The 16,245-nt window shown below is 72.7% G+C and carries 13 protein-coding genes; 9 read left to right on the top strand and 4 right to left on the bottom strand.

The annotated features are described in order from the left end of the window. The first annotated feature begins 9 nt into the window (after positions 1-9). Positions 10-747 (top strand): hypothetical protein, encoded by a 738-nt coding sequence (locus K4S16_RS04530; protein ID WP_235036563.1) that lies wholly within the window; start codon positions 10-12, stop codon positions 745-747. Between the two features lie 95 nt (positions 748-842). Here K4S16_RS04530 and panB read toward each other — a convergent pair whose 3' ends face one another. Continuing rightward, on the bottom strand, positions 843-1,694 hold the full coding sequence (gene panB / locus K4S16_RS04525) for a 3-methyl-2-oxobutanoate hydroxymethyltransferase (protein ID WP_149257481.1): 852 nt from the start codon (positions 1,692-1,694) through the stop codon (positions 843-845). 153 nt (positions 1,695-1,847) lie between these two features. Here panB and K4S16_RS04520 point away from each other — a divergent pair, with 153 nt between their 5' ends. From K4S16_RS04520 to K4S16_RS04510, 3 genes are all read left to right on the top strand, one after another. Then, positions 1,848-3,419, top strand: a complete 1,572-nt coding sequence (locus K4S16_RS04520; protein WP_149257480.1) for an MFS transporter — start codon at positions 1,848-1,850, stop codon at positions 3,417-3,419. A gap of 29 nt (positions 3,420-3,448) precedes the next feature. Further along, positions 3,449-4,078: a TetR/AcrR family transcriptional regulator gene (locus K4S16_RS04515; RefSeq protein ID WP_149257479.1), complete on the top strand. Its 630-nt coding sequence runs from the start codon at positions 3,449-3,451 to the stop codon at positions 4,076-4,078. An 86-nt stretch (positions 4,079-4,164) separates the two neighbouring features. Next, complete coding sequence (locus tag K4S16_RS04510; protein WP_235036562.1) at positions 4,165-6,297, top strand: SpoIIE family protein phosphatase; 2,133 nt, start codon at positions 4,165-4,167, stop codon at positions 6,295-6,297. Positions 6,298-6,973: 676 nt separating this feature from the next. On the opposite strand, the gene K4S16_RS04505 is transcribed toward K4S16_RS04510, so the two are convergent. Continuing rightward, positions 6,974-8,761, bottom strand: coding sequence for an NAD+ synthase (locus K4S16_RS04505; RefSeq protein WP_149257478.1), 1,788 nt, complete (start codon positions 8,759-8,761; stop codon positions 6,974-6,976). A 32-nt stretch (positions 8,762-8,793) separates the two neighbouring features. Then, positions 8,794-10,053 carry an MFS transporter gene (locus K4S16_RS04500; RefSeq protein WP_308800779.1) on the bottom strand — a complete coding sequence of 420 codons (1,260 nt, stop codon included), beginning with the start codon at positions 10,051-10,053 and terminating at the stop codon, positions 8,794-8,796. A gap of 55 nt (positions 10,054-10,108) precedes the next feature. Between K4S16_RS04500 and K4S16_RS04495 the strand changes: the two genes are divergently transcribed. After that, positions 10,109-11,134: a DUF5937 family protein gene (locus K4S16_RS04495; protein ID WP_149257477.1), complete on the top strand. Its 1,026-nt coding sequence runs from the start codon at positions 10,109-10,111 to the stop codon at positions 11,132-11,134. Here K4S16_RS04495 and K4S16_RS04490 read toward each other — a convergent pair. Continuing rightward, positions 11,074-12,093 carry a terpene synthase family protein gene (locus tag K4S16_RS04490; RefSeq protein ID WP_149257476.1) on the bottom strand — a complete coding sequence of 340 codons (1,020 nt, stop codon included), beginning with the start codon at positions 12,091-12,093 and terminating at the stop codon, positions 11,074-11,076. The genes K4S16_RS04495 and K4S16_RS04490 overlap by 61 nt on opposite strands. Positions 12,094-12,265: 172 nt before the next feature. Here K4S16_RS04490 and K4S16_RS44945 point away from each other — a divergent pair, with 172 nt between their 5' ends. The 4 genes from K4S16_RS44945 (at position 12,266) to glnA (ending at position 16,228) form a co-directional block, all read left to right on the top strand. Next, positions 12,266-13,090 (top strand): transporter substrate-binding domain-containing protein, encoded by an 825-nt coding sequence (locus K4S16_RS44945; protein ID WP_200841682.1) that lies wholly within the window; start codon positions 12,266-12,268, stop codon positions 13,088-13,090. Continuing rightward, positions 13,048-13,917: an amino acid ABC transporter permease gene (locus K4S16_RS44940; protein WP_235036561.1), complete on the top strand. Its 870-nt coding sequence runs from the start codon at positions 13,048-13,050 to the stop codon at positions 13,915-13,917. The genes K4S16_RS44945 and K4S16_RS44940 overlap by 43 nt, the downstream gene beginning before the upstream one ends. Further along, entirely contained in the window at positions 13,914-14,741 is an 828-nt protein-coding gene (locus tag K4S16_RS04480; protein WP_149257475.1) for an amino acid ABC transporter ATP-binding protein, read from the top strand. The genes K4S16_RS44940 and K4S16_RS04480 overlap by 4 nt, the downstream gene beginning before the upstream one ends. 125 nt (positions 14,742-14,866) lie before the next feature. Further along, positions 14,867-16,228 (top strand): type I glutamate--ammonia ligase, encoded by a 1,362-nt coding sequence (gene glnA, locus K4S16_RS04475; protein ID WP_149257474.1) that lies wholly within the window; start codon positions 14,867-14,869, stop codon positions 16,226-16,228. Positions 16,229-16,245 lie beyond the last annotated feature (17 nt).

The following is a 16,245-nucleotide window of genomic DNA, read 5'->3' as shown; positions in this document are numbered from 1 at the left end:
CGCGGCCCGATGATCGGATACGTCGTCGCCGTCTCGCTGAGCTGCCTCGTCGGCATCGCCGAGCTGGTCAGCCGGTACCGGGACCGGCCCACCACGCTGGTCCGGGTGCCGAGCACCTGGGCGTACGTGCTGATCAACGGGGGAGCGGGCGCGGGCTCGCTGCTGCTCCTGCACACCTTCGACTGGCGCTTCGGCGTCCAGTCCGCGCACGTCGCGGAGGCGACGCAGGTGCTCGTGGCGAGCCTCGGCTCGATGATGGTGTTCCGCAGCGCGGTGTTCACCGTCCGGGTCGGCGACGAGGACGTCGCGGTCGGGCCGAGCACGCTGCTGACCTCGCTGCTGGCCGCCGCCGACCGGGGCGTCGACCGGATGCAGGCCAAGACCCGCGCGCACGAGGCGGGGGAGATCATGCGGGGCGTCTCGTTCGCCAAGGCGCGGCTGGCGCTGCCGACGTACTGCCTCGGCCTGCTGCAGAACGTGCCCGCCGAGGACCAGGCCGACCTGCGGACGGCCGTGGACGCCCTCGCCGGCAGCGAGATGACCGACGGTCAGATGGCCCTCAACCTGGGGCTGCTGCTGATGAACGTCGCCGGCCCCGACGTGCTGCGCTCCGCCGTGGAGACGCTCCGCGACGAGATCACGGCGGACGACGCGGCCCCGCGCCGCGTCCCGCCGCCGCGCGACGGCCAGGTCCACGAGGGCGGGCGGCCCCGGCCCGAGCCGGTCCGCTCCGACCCCGACCAGTAGCGAACGTCACACCGCGCGGGGAACGGCACACGGCCGCGCCGGTGACGGCGCGGCCGTGCGGGGGTGGGCCCGTTCGGCGCCGATGCCCGCGCGGGCTAGTGGTAGGTGTGCTCGGGCGCCGGGAAGACGCCGCCCACGACCTCGTCGGCGAAGGTGCGGGCCGCCTCGCCGAGCAGGGTGTTCATGTCGGCGAACTTCTTGACGAACTTCGCGGTGTGCGGGGTGAGCCCCGCCATGTCCTGCCAGACGAGGACCTGAGCGTCGGTGTGACCGCCGCCCCCGATGCCGATCGTCGGGATGGACAGGGACGCGGTGACGCGGGCGGCGAGGTCCTCGGGGACGCATTCGAGGACGACGGAGAACGCGCCCGCGGCCTCCAGGGCCTTGGCGTCGGCCATCAGCTCGTCGCCGTCCTGTCCGCGACCCTGCACCCGGTAGCCGCCGAAGGCGTTCACCGACTGCGGGGTGAGGCCGAGGTGGCCCATCACCGGGATGCCGGCCGCCACCATCGCCTCGGCCTGCGGGAGGACGCGGCGTCCTCCTTCAAGTTTGACGGCGTGCGCGCCGGTCTCCTTGAGGAACCGGGTGGCGGTTCTCAGCGCGTCGGCGACGCCCGTCTGGTACGAGCCGAACGGCAGGTCGGCGACGACCATGGCGCGCTTGGAGCCGCGGACGACGGCCGCGGTGAGCGGGATCAGGTCGTCCACGGTGACGGGGATGGTCGAGTCGTAGCCGTAGACGACCATCGCGGCGGAGTCGCCGACGAGCAGCACGGGGATGCCGGCCTCGTCGAAGACCCGCGCGGTGAGCGCGTCGTAGGCGGTGAGCATCGGCCACTTCTCGTGCCGCTCCTTGGCCGCCGCGATGTCGCGTACGGTGACCCTGCGCCCGCTCGTACCGCCGTAGAGTGCGGTCGGCTGCGCCGGGGATGGGACGGAAGAAGACATGCAGAACCTCCGCTGGTCTTGAGGCGCCACTGTGGCGTACCCAGACGGAATCGATGGTGCCACCTGACCAACGATTCGGGTACCCCTCCCCATTCCGAAAATTTCTTCGCCGGAGCGGGAAGAGATTCCGAAACGATACCGTTGCGTATCGACATGGACCCCCAGACGATCCAGCGGCGCCGGTGGTACATCCTCGGCGTCCTGACCATGAGCCTGCTGGTGGTGGTGCTCGACAACACCATCCTCAACGTCGCGCTCAAGACCATCGCCGACCCCGACAAGGGCCTGGGCGCCACCCAGAGCCAGCTCGAGTGGGCGATCAACTCCTACACGCTCGTCTTCGCCGGCCTGCTGTTCACCTTCGGGGTGGTCGGCGACCGGATCGGCCGCAAGCGCGTGCTCGTCGGCGGCATGGCGGTGTTCGCCCTCGCCTCGCTGGCCTCGGCCTACGCGCAGTCGCCCGAGCAGCTCATCTACGCCCGCGCCCTGATGGGCCTCGGCGGCGCCGCGGTCATGCCGCAGACGCTGTCGATCATCACCAACGTCTTCGAGCCGCACGAGCGCGCCCGCGCCATCGGCATCTGGGCCGGCGCGGTCGGCCTGGGCGTCGCCATCGGCCCGCTCACCGGCGGCCTGCTGCTCGCCCACTTCTGGTGGGGCTCGGTCTTCCTCATCAACGTGCCGGTCATCGCGGTCGGCGTCCTCCTGATGGCGTTCCTGGTCCCCGAGTCGCGCAACCCCGCCCCCGGCCGGCTCGACCCGGTCGGCGTGGTGCTGTCGGTGATCGGCCTGGTCGTCCTGTCGTACGGGATCATCCAGGGCGGCGAGAAGGGCGACTGGCTCCAGTTCCCCGTGCTCGGCCCGATCCTCGCCGGCGCCGCCTTCCTCGCGCTGTTCGTGTGGCACGAGGCCCGCACCGCGTCCCCTGCCTTCGACGTCCGGCTGTTCAAGGACGCGCGGATGTCGGCCGCCGTCGCGTCCATCGCGCTGTGCTTCTTCGCCGCGACCGGCGTGTTCTTCTTCGCCAACTTCTACATGCAGTCGGTGCGCGGCCTGACGCCGCTCCAGTCCGGCGCCATGGTCCTGCCGTTCGCGGTCGCCCAGCTCGCCTTCGCGCCGCGCAGCGCCGCGATGGTCCGCCGCTACGGCGCCAAGGCGGTCTGCACCGCCGGGCTGCTGCTGGTCTCCGCCGCGCTGGCGAGCTACCAGTTCGTCGGCGTCCACACCTCCATGTGGATCCTCGGTGCCATCTTCTTCGTGCAGGGCGTCGGGATGGCCAACGTGATGCCGCCCGCCACCGAGTCGGTCATGTCCGCGCTGCCGCGCGAGAAGGCCGGCGCCGGATCGGCCATCAACAACACCGCCCGCCAGGTCGCGGTCGCGATGGGCGTGGCCGTGCTCGGCTCCGTCGTCGCCTCCGTCTACCGCGGCGACCTGCGCGACGAGCTCGCCGCGCTGCCCGCGGGCGCGCGGCAGGCCGCCGCCGAGTCGATCGAGGGCGCGCACGCCGTCGCCGCCCAGATGGGCCCCGCCGGGCAGGGCCTGGTCGGCCCCGCCGACGCCGCCTTCGTGCACGCCATGCACGCCGCGTCCGTCGCCGCGGCCGTGATCTCCTTCCTCGGCGCCCTGGTCGTCCTGAAGTGGATGCCGGGACGCGGTGCCGCGGCGGCGCCCGAGCAGGCGCCGGCGCCGGCCGGGCGGCGCCCGGAGAAGGCAGCCGTGTGACGGGGCCGGTGTGGCAGGGTGAGGGCATCATGACCGGGACCGAGCGGCGGCACGCGGGGCGGCCTCGCAGCGAGCGCGCCGAGAAGGCCATCATCGAGGCCACCCTGGACCTGCTGGCCGAGGAGTCGGGGGTGGCGGGCGTCTCCATCGAGGCGGTCGCCGCCCGCGCCGGCGTCGGCAAGACGACGATCTACCGGCGCTGGCCCAGCAAGGAGGCGCTGATCGTGCACGCGCTCGGCGCCGTGAAGGAGCCGCTGCCCGAGCCGTCCGGCGCGTCCGTCCGCGAGGACCTCACCGAGATCGCGCGGCGCCTCGCGGGCGACCGGCACCGCCGCTACTCCCGGTGCTTCTGGAACGTCGTCGGCGGCGCGGAGAAGCACCCGGAGCTGTACGCCCGCTACCGGCAGGACGTCATCGAGCCGCGGCGCGACGTCGTCCGCAGGGTGATCCAGCGCGGGGTCGACTCGGGGGAGCTGCGCGCCGGCCTCGACGTCGAGGTCGCGATGTCGCTGCTGCTCGGCTCGCTGACCGCCAAGCGGCCCCAGGAGACGTTCCCCGAGGGGTACGCCGAGGCGGTCGTCGACACCCTCTTCGAGGGCATCGGCAGCGCCCGCGAAGGCCGTCCGGAAGCGGACGACGAGCGGTTTTCGGCGCGGTAAGCGCGATCTTCTCCCCTTACCGCTGCGTCATGCCCCATACTGTCGCTGGGTAGTGGTGAGACGACCGGCTGTCTGGAGCGCGTCACGTGAGATCCGTCATGGCGCCGCGAGGCGATGCCCCCGCCACCGATTCGGCGTCCCGGACCCTTGTCCTGGGCATCGACGGTGCCCGGCGAATCGTGCAGTGCGGCCCCAACGCCAAGGCCGTCCTCGGCCGTGCCCCCGAGGACCTGATCGGCCGCCCGGCCACCGACCTGGTCGGCGACGAGGCGAAGGCCGAGCTCGAGACGCTCCTGGAGGCCAACGACGCCGGCCAGGAGCGCAACGGCGTGATGGGCGTGCTGCGCGGCGACGGCGGCGCGTCCGCCGACGCCCTGGTCACCGTGCAGCCGATGCTCGGCGGCGGCCCGGGCACGGCGCCCTCCGCGCTGCTGTTCGTCCGGGTCGAGCTGCCGCCGAGCGAGCGCTACCAGGACCCCGCCCTCATGCGGCGCGCCCTGATGGACGACCCGCTCACCCGGTTCGGCGCGACCCTCGACCTCGACCAGTCCGCCCGCGGCCTCGTCGACGTCGTCGTCCCGCACTTCTGCAACGCCGCCTCCGTGCTGGTCCTGGAGAGCCTGGTCGCCGCCGACGAGGTGCACACCGAGTCCGGCTCGGCGGTGCTGCGCCGCATCGCGGTCACCTCCGACGACGGCAACCCGGCCTGGACCTCCACGTTCCCCGTCGGCGAGGTGCTCGTCTTCCCCGAGGGCACCCCGTACCGGCAGGTGATGGAGACCGCGCGGCCCGTCCACCTGCCGCACATCGAGGTGGACGCCGCGAGCGAGATCGCCCGGCTGTGGCGGCGCGGCCCGGCGGGCGAGCTGCTGTCCAACGTGTCGATGGTGCTGCTGCCCATGATCGCCAGCGACACGCTGCTCGGCTTCATCGCCTGCACCCGCATCCCCGGGTTCCGCAAGTTCGACGCCTACGACGTCGAGATCGGCATGGAGTTCGCCGCCCGCGCCGCCATCGTCATCGACAACGCCCGGCGCTACAGCCGCGAGCGGGCCACCGCGCTCGCGCTGCAGCGCAGCCTGCTGCCGCTGCGGCTGTCCGCGCCGTCCTCCGTCGAGGTCCGGCACCGCTACCTGCCGGGCAGCAAGCTCGTCGAGGTCGGCGGCGACTGGTACGAGTCGATCGCGCTGCCCGGCGCCCGCGTCGCCCTGATCGTCGGCGACGTCGCCGGGCACGGCGTCCGCGCCGCCGTCACCATGGGCCGGCTGCGCACCGCCCTGCACACGCTCGCGAACCTGGAACTGCCGCCCGCCGACGCCCTGCACGTCATGCACGAGCTGATGATCGAGCTGGGCGAGCAGGAGCCGCACTTCGCCACCTGCGTGTACGCGGTCTACGACGCGACCACCGGCACCATCGAGATCGCCTCGGCCGGGCACCTGCCGCCGCTGCTGGCGAGCCCGACCGGCGACAACGAGTACCTGAAGGTCCCGCCCGCCCCGCCGCTCGGCGTCGCGGGCGGCGCCGCCATCGAGAGCCGCGAGTTCACCGTCGAGGACGGCAGCCTCTTCGTCATCTACACCGACGGCCTCGTCGAGAACCGGGGCCGCGACATCGACGACGGCCTCGCCCGCCTCCAGAAGATCTTCGGGCGCGACTCGGTCGACCGCTCCATGGAGGACCTCGCCAAGACCACCCTCGCGGGCGTCTACGCCGACCAGCACCGCGACGACATCGCCGTCCTGATCGCCCGGCTGCGCCGCCTCCCGGCCGACCGCTACTCCTCCTGGACGCTGCCCGCCGACCCGGCCGCCGTCCGCCGCGCCCGCGGCCTCGTCCGCGCCCGCCTGGCGGAATGGGACCTGGAGGACCTCGACTACACCACCGAGCTGCTGGCGTCCGAGCTCATCACCAACGCGCTCCGCTACGCCCCCGGCGCGATCGAGCTGCGCCTCCTGCTGGAGCGCACCCTCGTCGTGGAGGTCCTCGACCGCTCCGCCGCCCTGCCGCGCCTCCGCCGCGCCGAGGACGACGACGAGAACGGCCGCGGCCTGCTGGTGGTCAGCCAGCTGGCCCACCGCTGGGGCAGCCGCCGCACCGCCGCCGGCAAGGTCGTCTGGTGCGAGCAGATCGTCCCCGGCGTAGACCCCGACGCCTCGGAACAGGTCCCCGCCTGGCCCGAAGAGGCCTGGCCCGGCGAACTCCACCACAGAGAGTAAAGGGGGGCGGTGTCTTCCCAGGGGGGCGACCCCCTGGAACCCCCGTTGCGAGCCGGGCGATCCTCACGCCACGGTTTCGGTGGGTTGTGCCCGTGCGGGTTCGTGTCGTGGCGCTGCGGTCGCCCGGCTCGGCGGGTCGGGCGACCTCCAGGCGCCAGAGCGCCTTCCGGCCGCCCGACCCGCGCCGTCGCTCAAGTCCACTCCAAGAGCGCCACAGCTGGCACATCCAAGAGCGTCAAGGTGTGCACGTCCAAGAGGGTTGGACCAAGAGCGTGGGGCGTGGACGGTTCACACCCTCTTGGACTTGGTGCTCAGCCGGGGCGCGGGCAGGCGCGTGGAGCGAGTGCAGCGAGCGGAACGCGCGTGCCCGCCGACGCAGGCGACCGCAGCGACGCCGCACAAGCCGCAACAGGCACAGAGACCGCGACGGCGGCGTGAGGATCGCCTGCGTCGTGACGGGGGTTCCAGGGGGTCGCCCCCCTGGGTGAACGCAGCGCGGGCAGGCGCGTGGAGCGAGTGCAGCGAGCGGAACGCGCGTGCCCGCCGACGCAGGCGACCGCAGCGACGCCGCACAAGCCGCAACAGGCACAGAGACCGCGACGGCGGCGTGAGGATCGCCTGCGTCGTGACGGGGGTTCCAGGGGGTCGTCCCCCTGGGTGAACACAGACCCCTGGGCTAACACTTCTCCCTCCAGCGGTTGGTTATGGGGAGGCGGCGGTCGCGGCCGAAGTTCTTTGGGGTGATCTTGGGGCCGGGCGGGTACTGGCGGCGCTTGTACTCGGCGATGTCGACGAGGCGGATGGCGCGTTCGACCAGGGCGGGGTCGTGGCCGGCGGCGACGAGGGCGTCGCGGCCCATGTCGCGTTCGACGTAGTCGGTCAGGACCGGGTCGAGGAGGGCGTACTCGGGGAGGGTGTCGCGGTCGCGCTGGTCGGGCCGCAGCTCGGCGGACGGCTCCTTGACGATGATCGCTTCGGGGACGGGCTCCTGCTCGAAGGGGTGCAGGAGCGGCGAGTCCGAGCCCACCTGGGTGTTGCGCCAGCGGGCGAGCTCCCAGACGGTGAGCTTGAAGACGTCCTTGATGGGGCCGAAGCCGCCCGCGGAGTCGCCGTAGAGGGTGGAGTAGCCGGTCGCGAGCTCGCTCTTGTTGCCGCCGGTGAGGACGAGGTGGCCGTGCTCGTTGGACAGGGCCATCCAGACGTTGGCGCGGATGCGGGCCTGGAGGTTCTCCTCGGCGAGGCCGTGCAGGTCGAGCTGCTCCTCGAAGGCCTCGACCATTCCGGCGATGGGGACGATGCGCGAGTTGATCCCCTGCCGCTTCACGAGCTCCTCGGCGTCCACGACGGAGCCCTCGGAGGAGTAGCGGCTCGGCAGCAGGACGGCGTGCACGTTCTCCGGGCCGATGGCGTCGGAGGCGATGGTGGCGACGAGGGCGGAGTCGATGCCGCCGGACAGGCCGAGGACGACGGAGCGGAAGCCGTTCTTGCGGACGTAGTCGCGGGTGCCGAGGACGAGCGCCGCGTACACCTCGGCGAGGTCCTCCAGGGGCCGCGCGACCGTCGGCGCCTCCGCGGGGTAGGCGGGCAGCGGGTCGGCGGACAGGACGCGCCGCTCGATCGTGATCGTGGTGCCGTCCTGGGCGTCGACGCGGGTGGGGCCCTCGTCGGCGGCGGGGCCGGCCGCGGGCAGGTCGAGGTCGGCGACGAGGAGGTGCTCGACGAACTGGGGGGCGCGGGCCAGGGGGGAGCCGTCCGGGCCGACGATGACGGAGTCGCCGTCGAAGACGAGCTCGTCCTGGCCGCCGACCAGGTTGACGTACGCGAGCGCGCAGCCGGCCTCGCGGGCGCGGTCGGCGCACAGTTCGAGGCGGACGTCGTCCTTGTTGCGCTCGTAGGGGGAGGCGTTGACCGCCAGCAGCAGGCCGGCGCCGGTGGCCCGGGTGACGCCGACCGGGCCGCCGTCCTGCCAGAGGTCCTCGCAGATGACGGTGGCGACGTCGACGCCGTGCACCCGGACGACCGGCAGCCGGTCGCCGCGCGCGAAGATCCGGTACTCGTCGAACACGCCGTAGTTGGGCAGGTGGTGCTTGGCGGAGCGGACGACCACCCCGCCGCCGTGCAGCCATGCGGCGGCGTTCAGCGGAAGGGCGCCGGGCCGCCGGGCCTTGCCCTCGCCGACGGGCGGGCAGTCGAGGTAACCGGTGACGACGGGCAGGTCGCCGAGGCCCTCGTCGGCGAGCCGGCGGGCGAGGCTTTCGAGGACGTCGCGGGACGCCTCGACGAAGGACGTGCGGAGCGCGAGGTCCTCCACGGGATAGCCGGTCAGCATCATCTCCGGGAATGCGACGAGGTGCGCGCCCGCCTCGGCGGCGCGGCGCGTCCACGCCACGATCTGGTCGGCGTTGCCGTCGAGGTCGCCGACGGTCGAGTTCACCTGTGCGAGAGCGATCCTGAGTTGTGCCACGGTCCAAGGGTAGAACCCCGGACCCGGTTTCGTCACTTTGACGAAAAGTGGGCGTCGAGCACGGCGGCGTGCCGTCGCCGGATCGCGGGGCCGAGCGCGAGCTGCGCCGCGGCGGCCGCGAGGGCGAGACCCGCGCAGGTCAGCCACAGTGCGGGCCCTCCGCCGGCGCCGAGCAGCTGGGTGCCGCCGAGCGGCGCCAGCAGGAAGCCGCCCGACCACGCCATCCCGTACAGGCCGCCGTACCGGCCGCGCAGGGGCGCGGGCGCGAGGTCGGCGACCACGGCCTGCAGGACGGACGCGGCGGTGATCTCCCCCAGCGTCCACACCAGGATCGTCGCGGTGTAGGCGGCCACCGACGAGGCGAGCGAGGTGAGCCCGTAGCCGACCCCGACCATCGCGAAGCCGGCCACGAGGACAAGGGTGTGGTCGCGCCTGGCCAGCCACGCGTTCACCAGCGGCTGGACGATCACGATCAGCACGCCGTTCGCGGCGATCGCCAGGCCGTAGGACCGCGGGCCGAGCCCGTCCTCCCTCATGGCGAGCGGCATCGTCGTCATGCCCTGCATGAGCACGAACGTGTAGACGAGGGTGACCAGCACGTAGCCGACCATCACCCGGTCGCGCAGCACCCGGCCGAACCCGCCCGCCGGCCCCGCGTGGACGTCCCGGACGCGGGTCTCGGGGACCGCCCGCCACACGAGCAGCCCGAACGCCGCGCAGGTGAGGGCGTCGATCCAGAACAGCCAGAGGAAGCCCTCCTGCGCGAGCGTCCCGCCGAGCACCATGGCGACCGCCCAGCCGAGGTTGACCGCCCAGAACAGCAGCCCGAACGCGCGCGGGCGGTCGGCGGGGGAGACGATGTCGGCCACCATCGCCTGCGCGGCGGGCCGGTACATGTCCAGCAGCAGGCCGAGCACCAGCGCCGCCGCGAGGATCGCGGCGAGGCCCTGGGCGTAGCCGAGCGCGAGCATGGCCGCGCCGGTGCCGACGGTCGCGGACGTCAGCGTCACGCGGCGGCCGAAGCGGTCGGCGAGCGCGCCGCCCGCGAGCTGCCCGACGAGCGAGCCCGCGCCCAGGACGGCCATCGCCACACCGGCCTGGGCCAGCGACAGCCCGCGCACGGTCGTCAGGTAGAGGCCGAGGAACGGCTCGACCATGGTCCCGAGGCGGTTGAGCAGGGTGCCCGCCCACAGCACCCAGTAGGTCCGGGGGAAGCCGCCGACACGGGGGCGCAGGAACGCCGCGAACCTGCCGGGAGGGGGACCGACAGGAGTCTCTTCCAGAGTGGTCACTTTCACGATGGTGGGGGCCTCGCGCGCGCCGAGACATTTATTTAGTCTGTACTAAATGATCGAGTTCGTCCTCGCGCCGGACGACGTGGCGCGGGTCCGGTTCGCGTTCTCACCGCTGTGGGAGATGGTGCGCAGCGTGCGGGTGCTCGCCGATCCGTCCGGCCACGCGCTCCACCTGCCGTGGGTGCGCAGGGTCCGGCCCCGGCTGCGCGGGCTCGGCATCGAGCCGCTGCTGGAGGTCGTCTCGCCCGCCGGGTACATCCCCGACTTCCTCACCCCGCCCCCGGACACGCCGCTGCCCGACCTCGGCGCGGAGCTCGCGGCCGTGCGCGCCGCCCCGCCCGAGGTCGTCGCCGCGGAACTGACCTGGACCGGGCACGGCAGGCGGCTCGCTCCCGCCCGCCGCGCCATGGCCGCGGATCCCGCCCGCGCCCTGGAGACGCTCGCCGACCTCCTCGAACGGTACTGGGAGGCCGCCGTGGAGCCGTTCTGGCCGCGCATCCGCGACCTCCTGGAGGGGGACGTCCTGCGCCGCAGCGCCGCGCTCGCCGCCGAGGGCGCCGCGGGCGTGTTCGCCGACCTGCACGAGGCCGTCTCCTGGCGCGCCGGGACGCTCACCGTCGACCGCCCCTGGGACTTCCGCGGGGAGCTGGCCGGGCGCGGGATCCTGCTCGTCCCGAGCGCGTTCGTGTGGCCGCAGGTCTCGGTGATGGTGCCGCCCTACCAGCCGATGCTCAGCTACCCGCCGCGCGGCGTCGCGACGCTCTGGGAGACCGGGCCGGCGGACGGGCCGCGCGCCGGCGCCCTGGCCGCGCTCATGGGGCGCCGCCGGGCCGAACTGCTCGCGGCGCTCGCCACGCCCGCCTCCACCACCGACCTCGCGAGGCGGACGGGGGTGACCGCGGGCGCGGTCAGCCAGCACCTCGGCGTGCTGCGCGCCTGCGGCCTCGTCACCGGGCACCGCATGGGCCGCCGGGTCCTGTACGTCCGCACGCCGGCCGGGGACGCCCTCGCCGGCGCTCAGCGCAGCGACGCGAGCGCGTCCAGGCGCGGCGGCGCCGGGGAGGCGTCCGGACCGTAGCGGCCGGACTCGGCGAGCCAGTCCATGTGCGCGCGCGGCGTGTCGAGCAGGACCTTGACGACCTGTGCGGCGGCGGCGCGCTGCGCGACCGTGAGGTCCAGCCGGTCGAGCATCGCGGGCAGGCTGCGCGCCGCCGACCACGCCTCCTCCAGCCGCTCCGCGATCCGGTCGGCCACCAGGGCGGCCGCGCGCGCCGCGTCCAGCCCGTGCTCCCCGGCGAGGACCGACGGCAGGTCGTGGACGTCGCCGCGCGCGGCCTCCATGTCGTGCGAGGCGAGGTCGTTGGCCCAGGCCACCGCGTCGGCGACGCCGTCGGCGAGGGTCTTCCACCGGGGCGTGCGCAGCAGCCGTGCGGGCAGCTCGACGCCGAGGACGGCCTCGATGAGGTCGAACAGGAACGGGCCGCACGCCCGGCGGCGCAGCGACCGGTACTCCGCCTCGGTCGGGACGTGCCCGATCCGCCGGTTGACCGCCTCCTCGGCGCAGCCGTCCCGATGAGCCTCCAGATGCAGCATGAAGCGGCGGCGCCAGTCGCGGCTCATCCCCTTGGACGTGGCCTGCCACAGCTCCACCAGCACCGCCTCCAGCGGGCGGGCGCCGGGCCGGGCGTGGCCGCGCCGCATCGCGCGCAGCAGGTCGTCGTAGAGCGCATGGACGGCGCTGCCGCTGTCGGCGAGGGGCGGGTGGTCCAGCGTGTCGTCCAGGGCCAGCGTCCAGGTGAGCCAGCGGGCGAACAGGTCCACGGCGGCGAGGTCGGCGGACGGCAGGACGCGGGCGGCGAGCCGTTCGCAGCGGGCCCGGCCGAGCGGGGAGGTGTCCGGATCTCCGAGCACCAGTCCGCGGCCGCGGGCCCAGGCCTCGACCTGCGCGCACAGCTGCCACGACTCCGGGTGCATGGCCGACGGCGTGGCCAGGGCGGTCACCCGGTCGGTCATCGAGAGAAGAAGTGAGATGTCCACGACGCGACCCACGCTAACGATCAGTGCCGCGGCCGCCCATGATCGCCACGTCAATTTCCGGGAAACGGATATCCGGGGACGGTCACGGGCGAGTCAGCCCCCGCCCCTGCCGTCCACCCGGGCGGCCGTGCGATAGTGCCTTGATCAGAAGGCAGCATGATCAGGAGGAAACGTGTCGAGACGGACGACACTCCGGGCGCTCGGCGCGGGGCTCGCGGCCCTGGCGCTGACGGCGTCGGCGTGCGGCGGCGACAAGGGCGCGACGGTGCAGGGCGTGAAGCTCATCGAGAAGGGCGCGCTCACCTCGTGCACGCACCTGCCCTACCCGCCCTTCCAGTCGGAGGACAAGAAGTCGGGCAAGGTCGTCGGCTTCGACGTCGACCTCATCGACCTGGTCGCCAAGCGGCTCGGCGTCACCCAGAAGATCGTGGACACCCCGTTCGAGACGATGAAGACGGGCTCGGCGCTCAACGCCGGCAAGTGCGACATCCAGATGGGCGGCATGACGATCAAGCCCGACCGGGTGAAGTTCATGGACGTCTCCGCCCCCTACTTCGACGCCACCCAGTCGCTGATGGCGAAGAAGGGCAGCGGGATCACCTCGCTCGACGACGTCAAGGCCAAGAAGCTCAAGCTCGGCTCGCAGGCGAGCACCACCGGCGAGGACTTCGTCAAGGGCAAGGGCTTCGACCCGCGCTCGTTCGACAACTCCAACGCGGAGCTGAACGGCCTGCGCACCGGCCAGGTGGACGTGATCGTCCAGGACGACCCGGTCGTCAAGGGCTGGCTGAAGGACCCGGCGAACTCCGGCTTCGAGATCGCCGCGAACCTCAACACCGGCGAGCAGTACGGGTTCTGGATGCGCAAGGGCCACAACCCCGAACTGGTGAAGCTCACCAACCAGGTGATCGCGCAGGCGAAGTCGGACGGGACCTACAAGCGGATCTACGAGAAGTGGATCGGTCCAATGCCGCCGAGCGCCGGCGGCGGATCGTGACCGCCGAGCCGGCCGGGGCGGCGGCGCCGGGCGGGCTGACCCGCCGGCGCCGCCGGCAGCTCTCCCTGGGCGGCCAGTACGGGATCTTCATCGTCGTCATCGTGCTGGTCGCGGCGCTCGCCGACTGGGGCACCCTGCGGCTCAACTTCGCCAACTGGGACGTCGCGAAGAGCCTGTTCCCCGACATCATCACGATCGGGCTGCGCAACACCGCCGTCTACACCGCGGTCGGGTTCGGCCTCGGCCTCGGCGGCGGGCTGGTCGTCGCGCTGATGCGGCTGTCGTCGGTGCCGCCGTACCGGTGGTTCGCCACCGGCTACATCGAGGTCTTCCGCGGCCTGCCGCTCCTGCTGATCTTCATCTTCGTGGGCGTCGGCGTGCCGCTGGCCTTCCCCGGCACCAACATCCCCGGCGGCGCCGCGGGGCAGGCGGGCCTGGCCCTCGGCCTCGCCGCCACCGCGTACATGGCCGAGACGATCCGGGCCGGGATCGAAGCCGTCCCGAAGGGGCAGCTGGAGGCGGCGCGGTCGCTCGGCATGTCGCACACCCGCGCGATGCGCTCGATCGTCATCCCGCAGGCGTTCCGGATCATCATCCCGCCGCTGACCAACGAGCTGGTGCTGCTCTGCAAGGACTCCTCGCTGGTGCTGTTCCTCGGCATCACGCTCGAACAGCGGGAGCTCACGAAGTTCGGCCGCGACCTCGCGGGCGAGCAGGGCAACACCACCCCGATCATCGTGGCCGGGATCTGCTATCTGCTCATCACGATCCCGCTGAGCCTGCTGGCCCGGCGGCTGGAGGCGCGGCAGCGCAGGGGGCGGCGATGACGAGCCTCGGCAAGGACACCGGGAACCCGGCGGCCATCGAGATCAGCGGTCTGCACAAGTCGTTCGGGGCGAACGAGGTGCTGCGCGGCATCGACTTCCGCGTCGAGGCGGGGGAGGTCGTCTGCGTGATCGGCCCCTCCGGGTCGGGCAAGTCGACGCTGCTGCGGTGCGTCAACCTGCTGGAGGAGCCCTCCGCCGGGACGGTCCGGGTCGGCGGCGCCGAGGTCACCGACCCCGAGGTCGACATCGACGCCGTCCGCCGCCGGATCGGCATGGTCTTCCAGTCGTTCAACCTGTTCCCGCACCTCACCGCGCTCGGCAACGTCGTGATCGCCCAGCGGAAGGTGCTGCGGCGGGGCCGGGCGGAGGCCGAGCGGACCGCCCGGGAGAACCTGGAACGGGTCGGGCTGGCGGACAAGGTCGACGCCTACCCGGCGCAGCTGTCCGGCGGCCAGCAGCAGCGCGTGGCGATCGCCCGCGCGCTCGCGATGGGCCCCGAGGTGATGCTGTTCGACGAGCCGACGTCCGCGCTCGACCCCGAACTGGTCGGGGACGTCCTCGGCGTCATGCGCGGGCTCGCGGAGGCGGGGATGACGATGCTCGTCGTCACCCACGAGATGAGCTTCGCCCGGGAGGTGGCCGACCGGGTGGTGTTCATGGACGGCGGGGTGGTCGTGGAGGAGGGCCCGCCCGCCCGGGTGATCGGCGATCCGGAGCACGAGCGGACGAGGACCTTCCTTTCGCGCGTCCTCGACCCGGCCGCCGCGCGGATCGAGGACGGTCCCGGGTCGGATATGTTCCGATCACCGGCCGCGGACGCGTAACGTCGCGGTAACAGCGGCCGGGCATACTGCAGATGTAGCCGGACCGGCTCAGCACGGCCGGCATGCCGGGCCCGCGTCGTCGACACCGCAGTCCCGCCGACAGGGCAGTACCGAGGGAGAGGGCATTGGACCGTCAGCAGGAGTTCGTGCTCCGCACTCTTGAGGAGCGCGACATCCGCTTCATCCGGCTGTGGTTCACCGACGTGCTCGGGTTCCTGAAGTCGGTGGCCGTCGCCCCCGCCGAACTGGAGGGCGCCTTCGGCGAGGGCATCGGCTTCGACGGCTCGGCGATCGAGGGCTTCGCCCGGGTGTACGAGGCCGACATGATCGCCAAGCCGGACCCGTCCACCTTCCAGGTGCTGCCCTGGCGGTCGGAGTCGCCGGGCGTGGGCCGCATGTTCTGCGACATCCTCATGCCGGACGGGACGCCGAGCTTCGCCGACCCCCGCTACGTCCTCAAGCGGGCGCTGGCGCGGGCCGCCGACCTCGGGTTCACCTTCTACACCCACCCCGAGATCGAGTTCTTCCTGCTCAACGACAAGCCGGAGGACGGCCGCGAGCCCGAGCCGGCGGACTCGGGCGGCTACTTCGACCACACCCCGCACAGCGCCGCGCACGACTTCCGGCGCAACGCCATCACGATGCTCGAGGCGATGGGCATCTCGGTGGAGTACAGCCACCATGAGGGCGCCCCCGGCCAGCAGGAGATCGACCTCCGGTACGCCGACGCGCTCACCACCGCCGACAACATCATGACGTTCCGGCTCGTCATGAAGGAGGTCGCGCTGGAGCAGGGCGTGCACGCCTCGTTCATGCCGAAGCCGTTCACCGAGTACCCCGGCTCGGGCATGCACACCCACATGTCGCTGTTCGAGGGCGACCGCAACGCCTTCTACGAGCCCGGCGCGGAGTACAAGCTCTCCAAGGCGGGGCGGGCGTTCATCGCCGGGCTGCTGCGGCACTCCGCGGAGATCACCGCCGTGTGCAACCAGTGGGTCAACTCCTACAAGCGGCTGTGGGGCAACGTCGGCTCGACGGCGGGCCTCGGGGGAGAGGCCCCCTCCTACATCTGCTGGGGGCACAACAACCGGTCCGCCCTGATCCGCGTCCCCATGTACAAGCCGCACAAGGGCCACTCGACCCGCATCGAGTTCCGGTCGCTGGACACGGCCGCGAACCCCTACCTGGCGTTCGCGGCGATCCTCGGGGCCGGGCTCAAGGGGATCGAGGAGGGCTACGAGCTGCCGCCGGGCGCCGAGGACGACGTCTGGGCCCTCACCGTGGCCGAGCGGCGCGCCCTCGGCATCGAGCCGCTGCCGCAGAACCTGGACGAGGCCATCCACGCGATGGAGCGCAGCGAGCTGATGGCCGACGTCCTCGGCGAGCACGTCTTCGACTTCTTCCTGCGCAACAAGCGCCAGGAGTGGGAGGACTACCGCCGCCAGGTGACCGAATTCGAGCGGAAGCGGCTGCTGGCCGTCCTCTGAGGCCCGTACCGGATTAC

It is taken from the genome of Actinomadura sp. K4S16, from assembly GCF_008327685.1.
In the GTDB taxonomy this organism is placed as follows: domain Bacteria; phylum Actinomycetota; class Actinomycetes; order Streptosporangiales; family Streptosporangiaceae; genus Spirillospora.
This window is presented reverse-complemented; position numbering and strand designations above follow the sequence as displayed.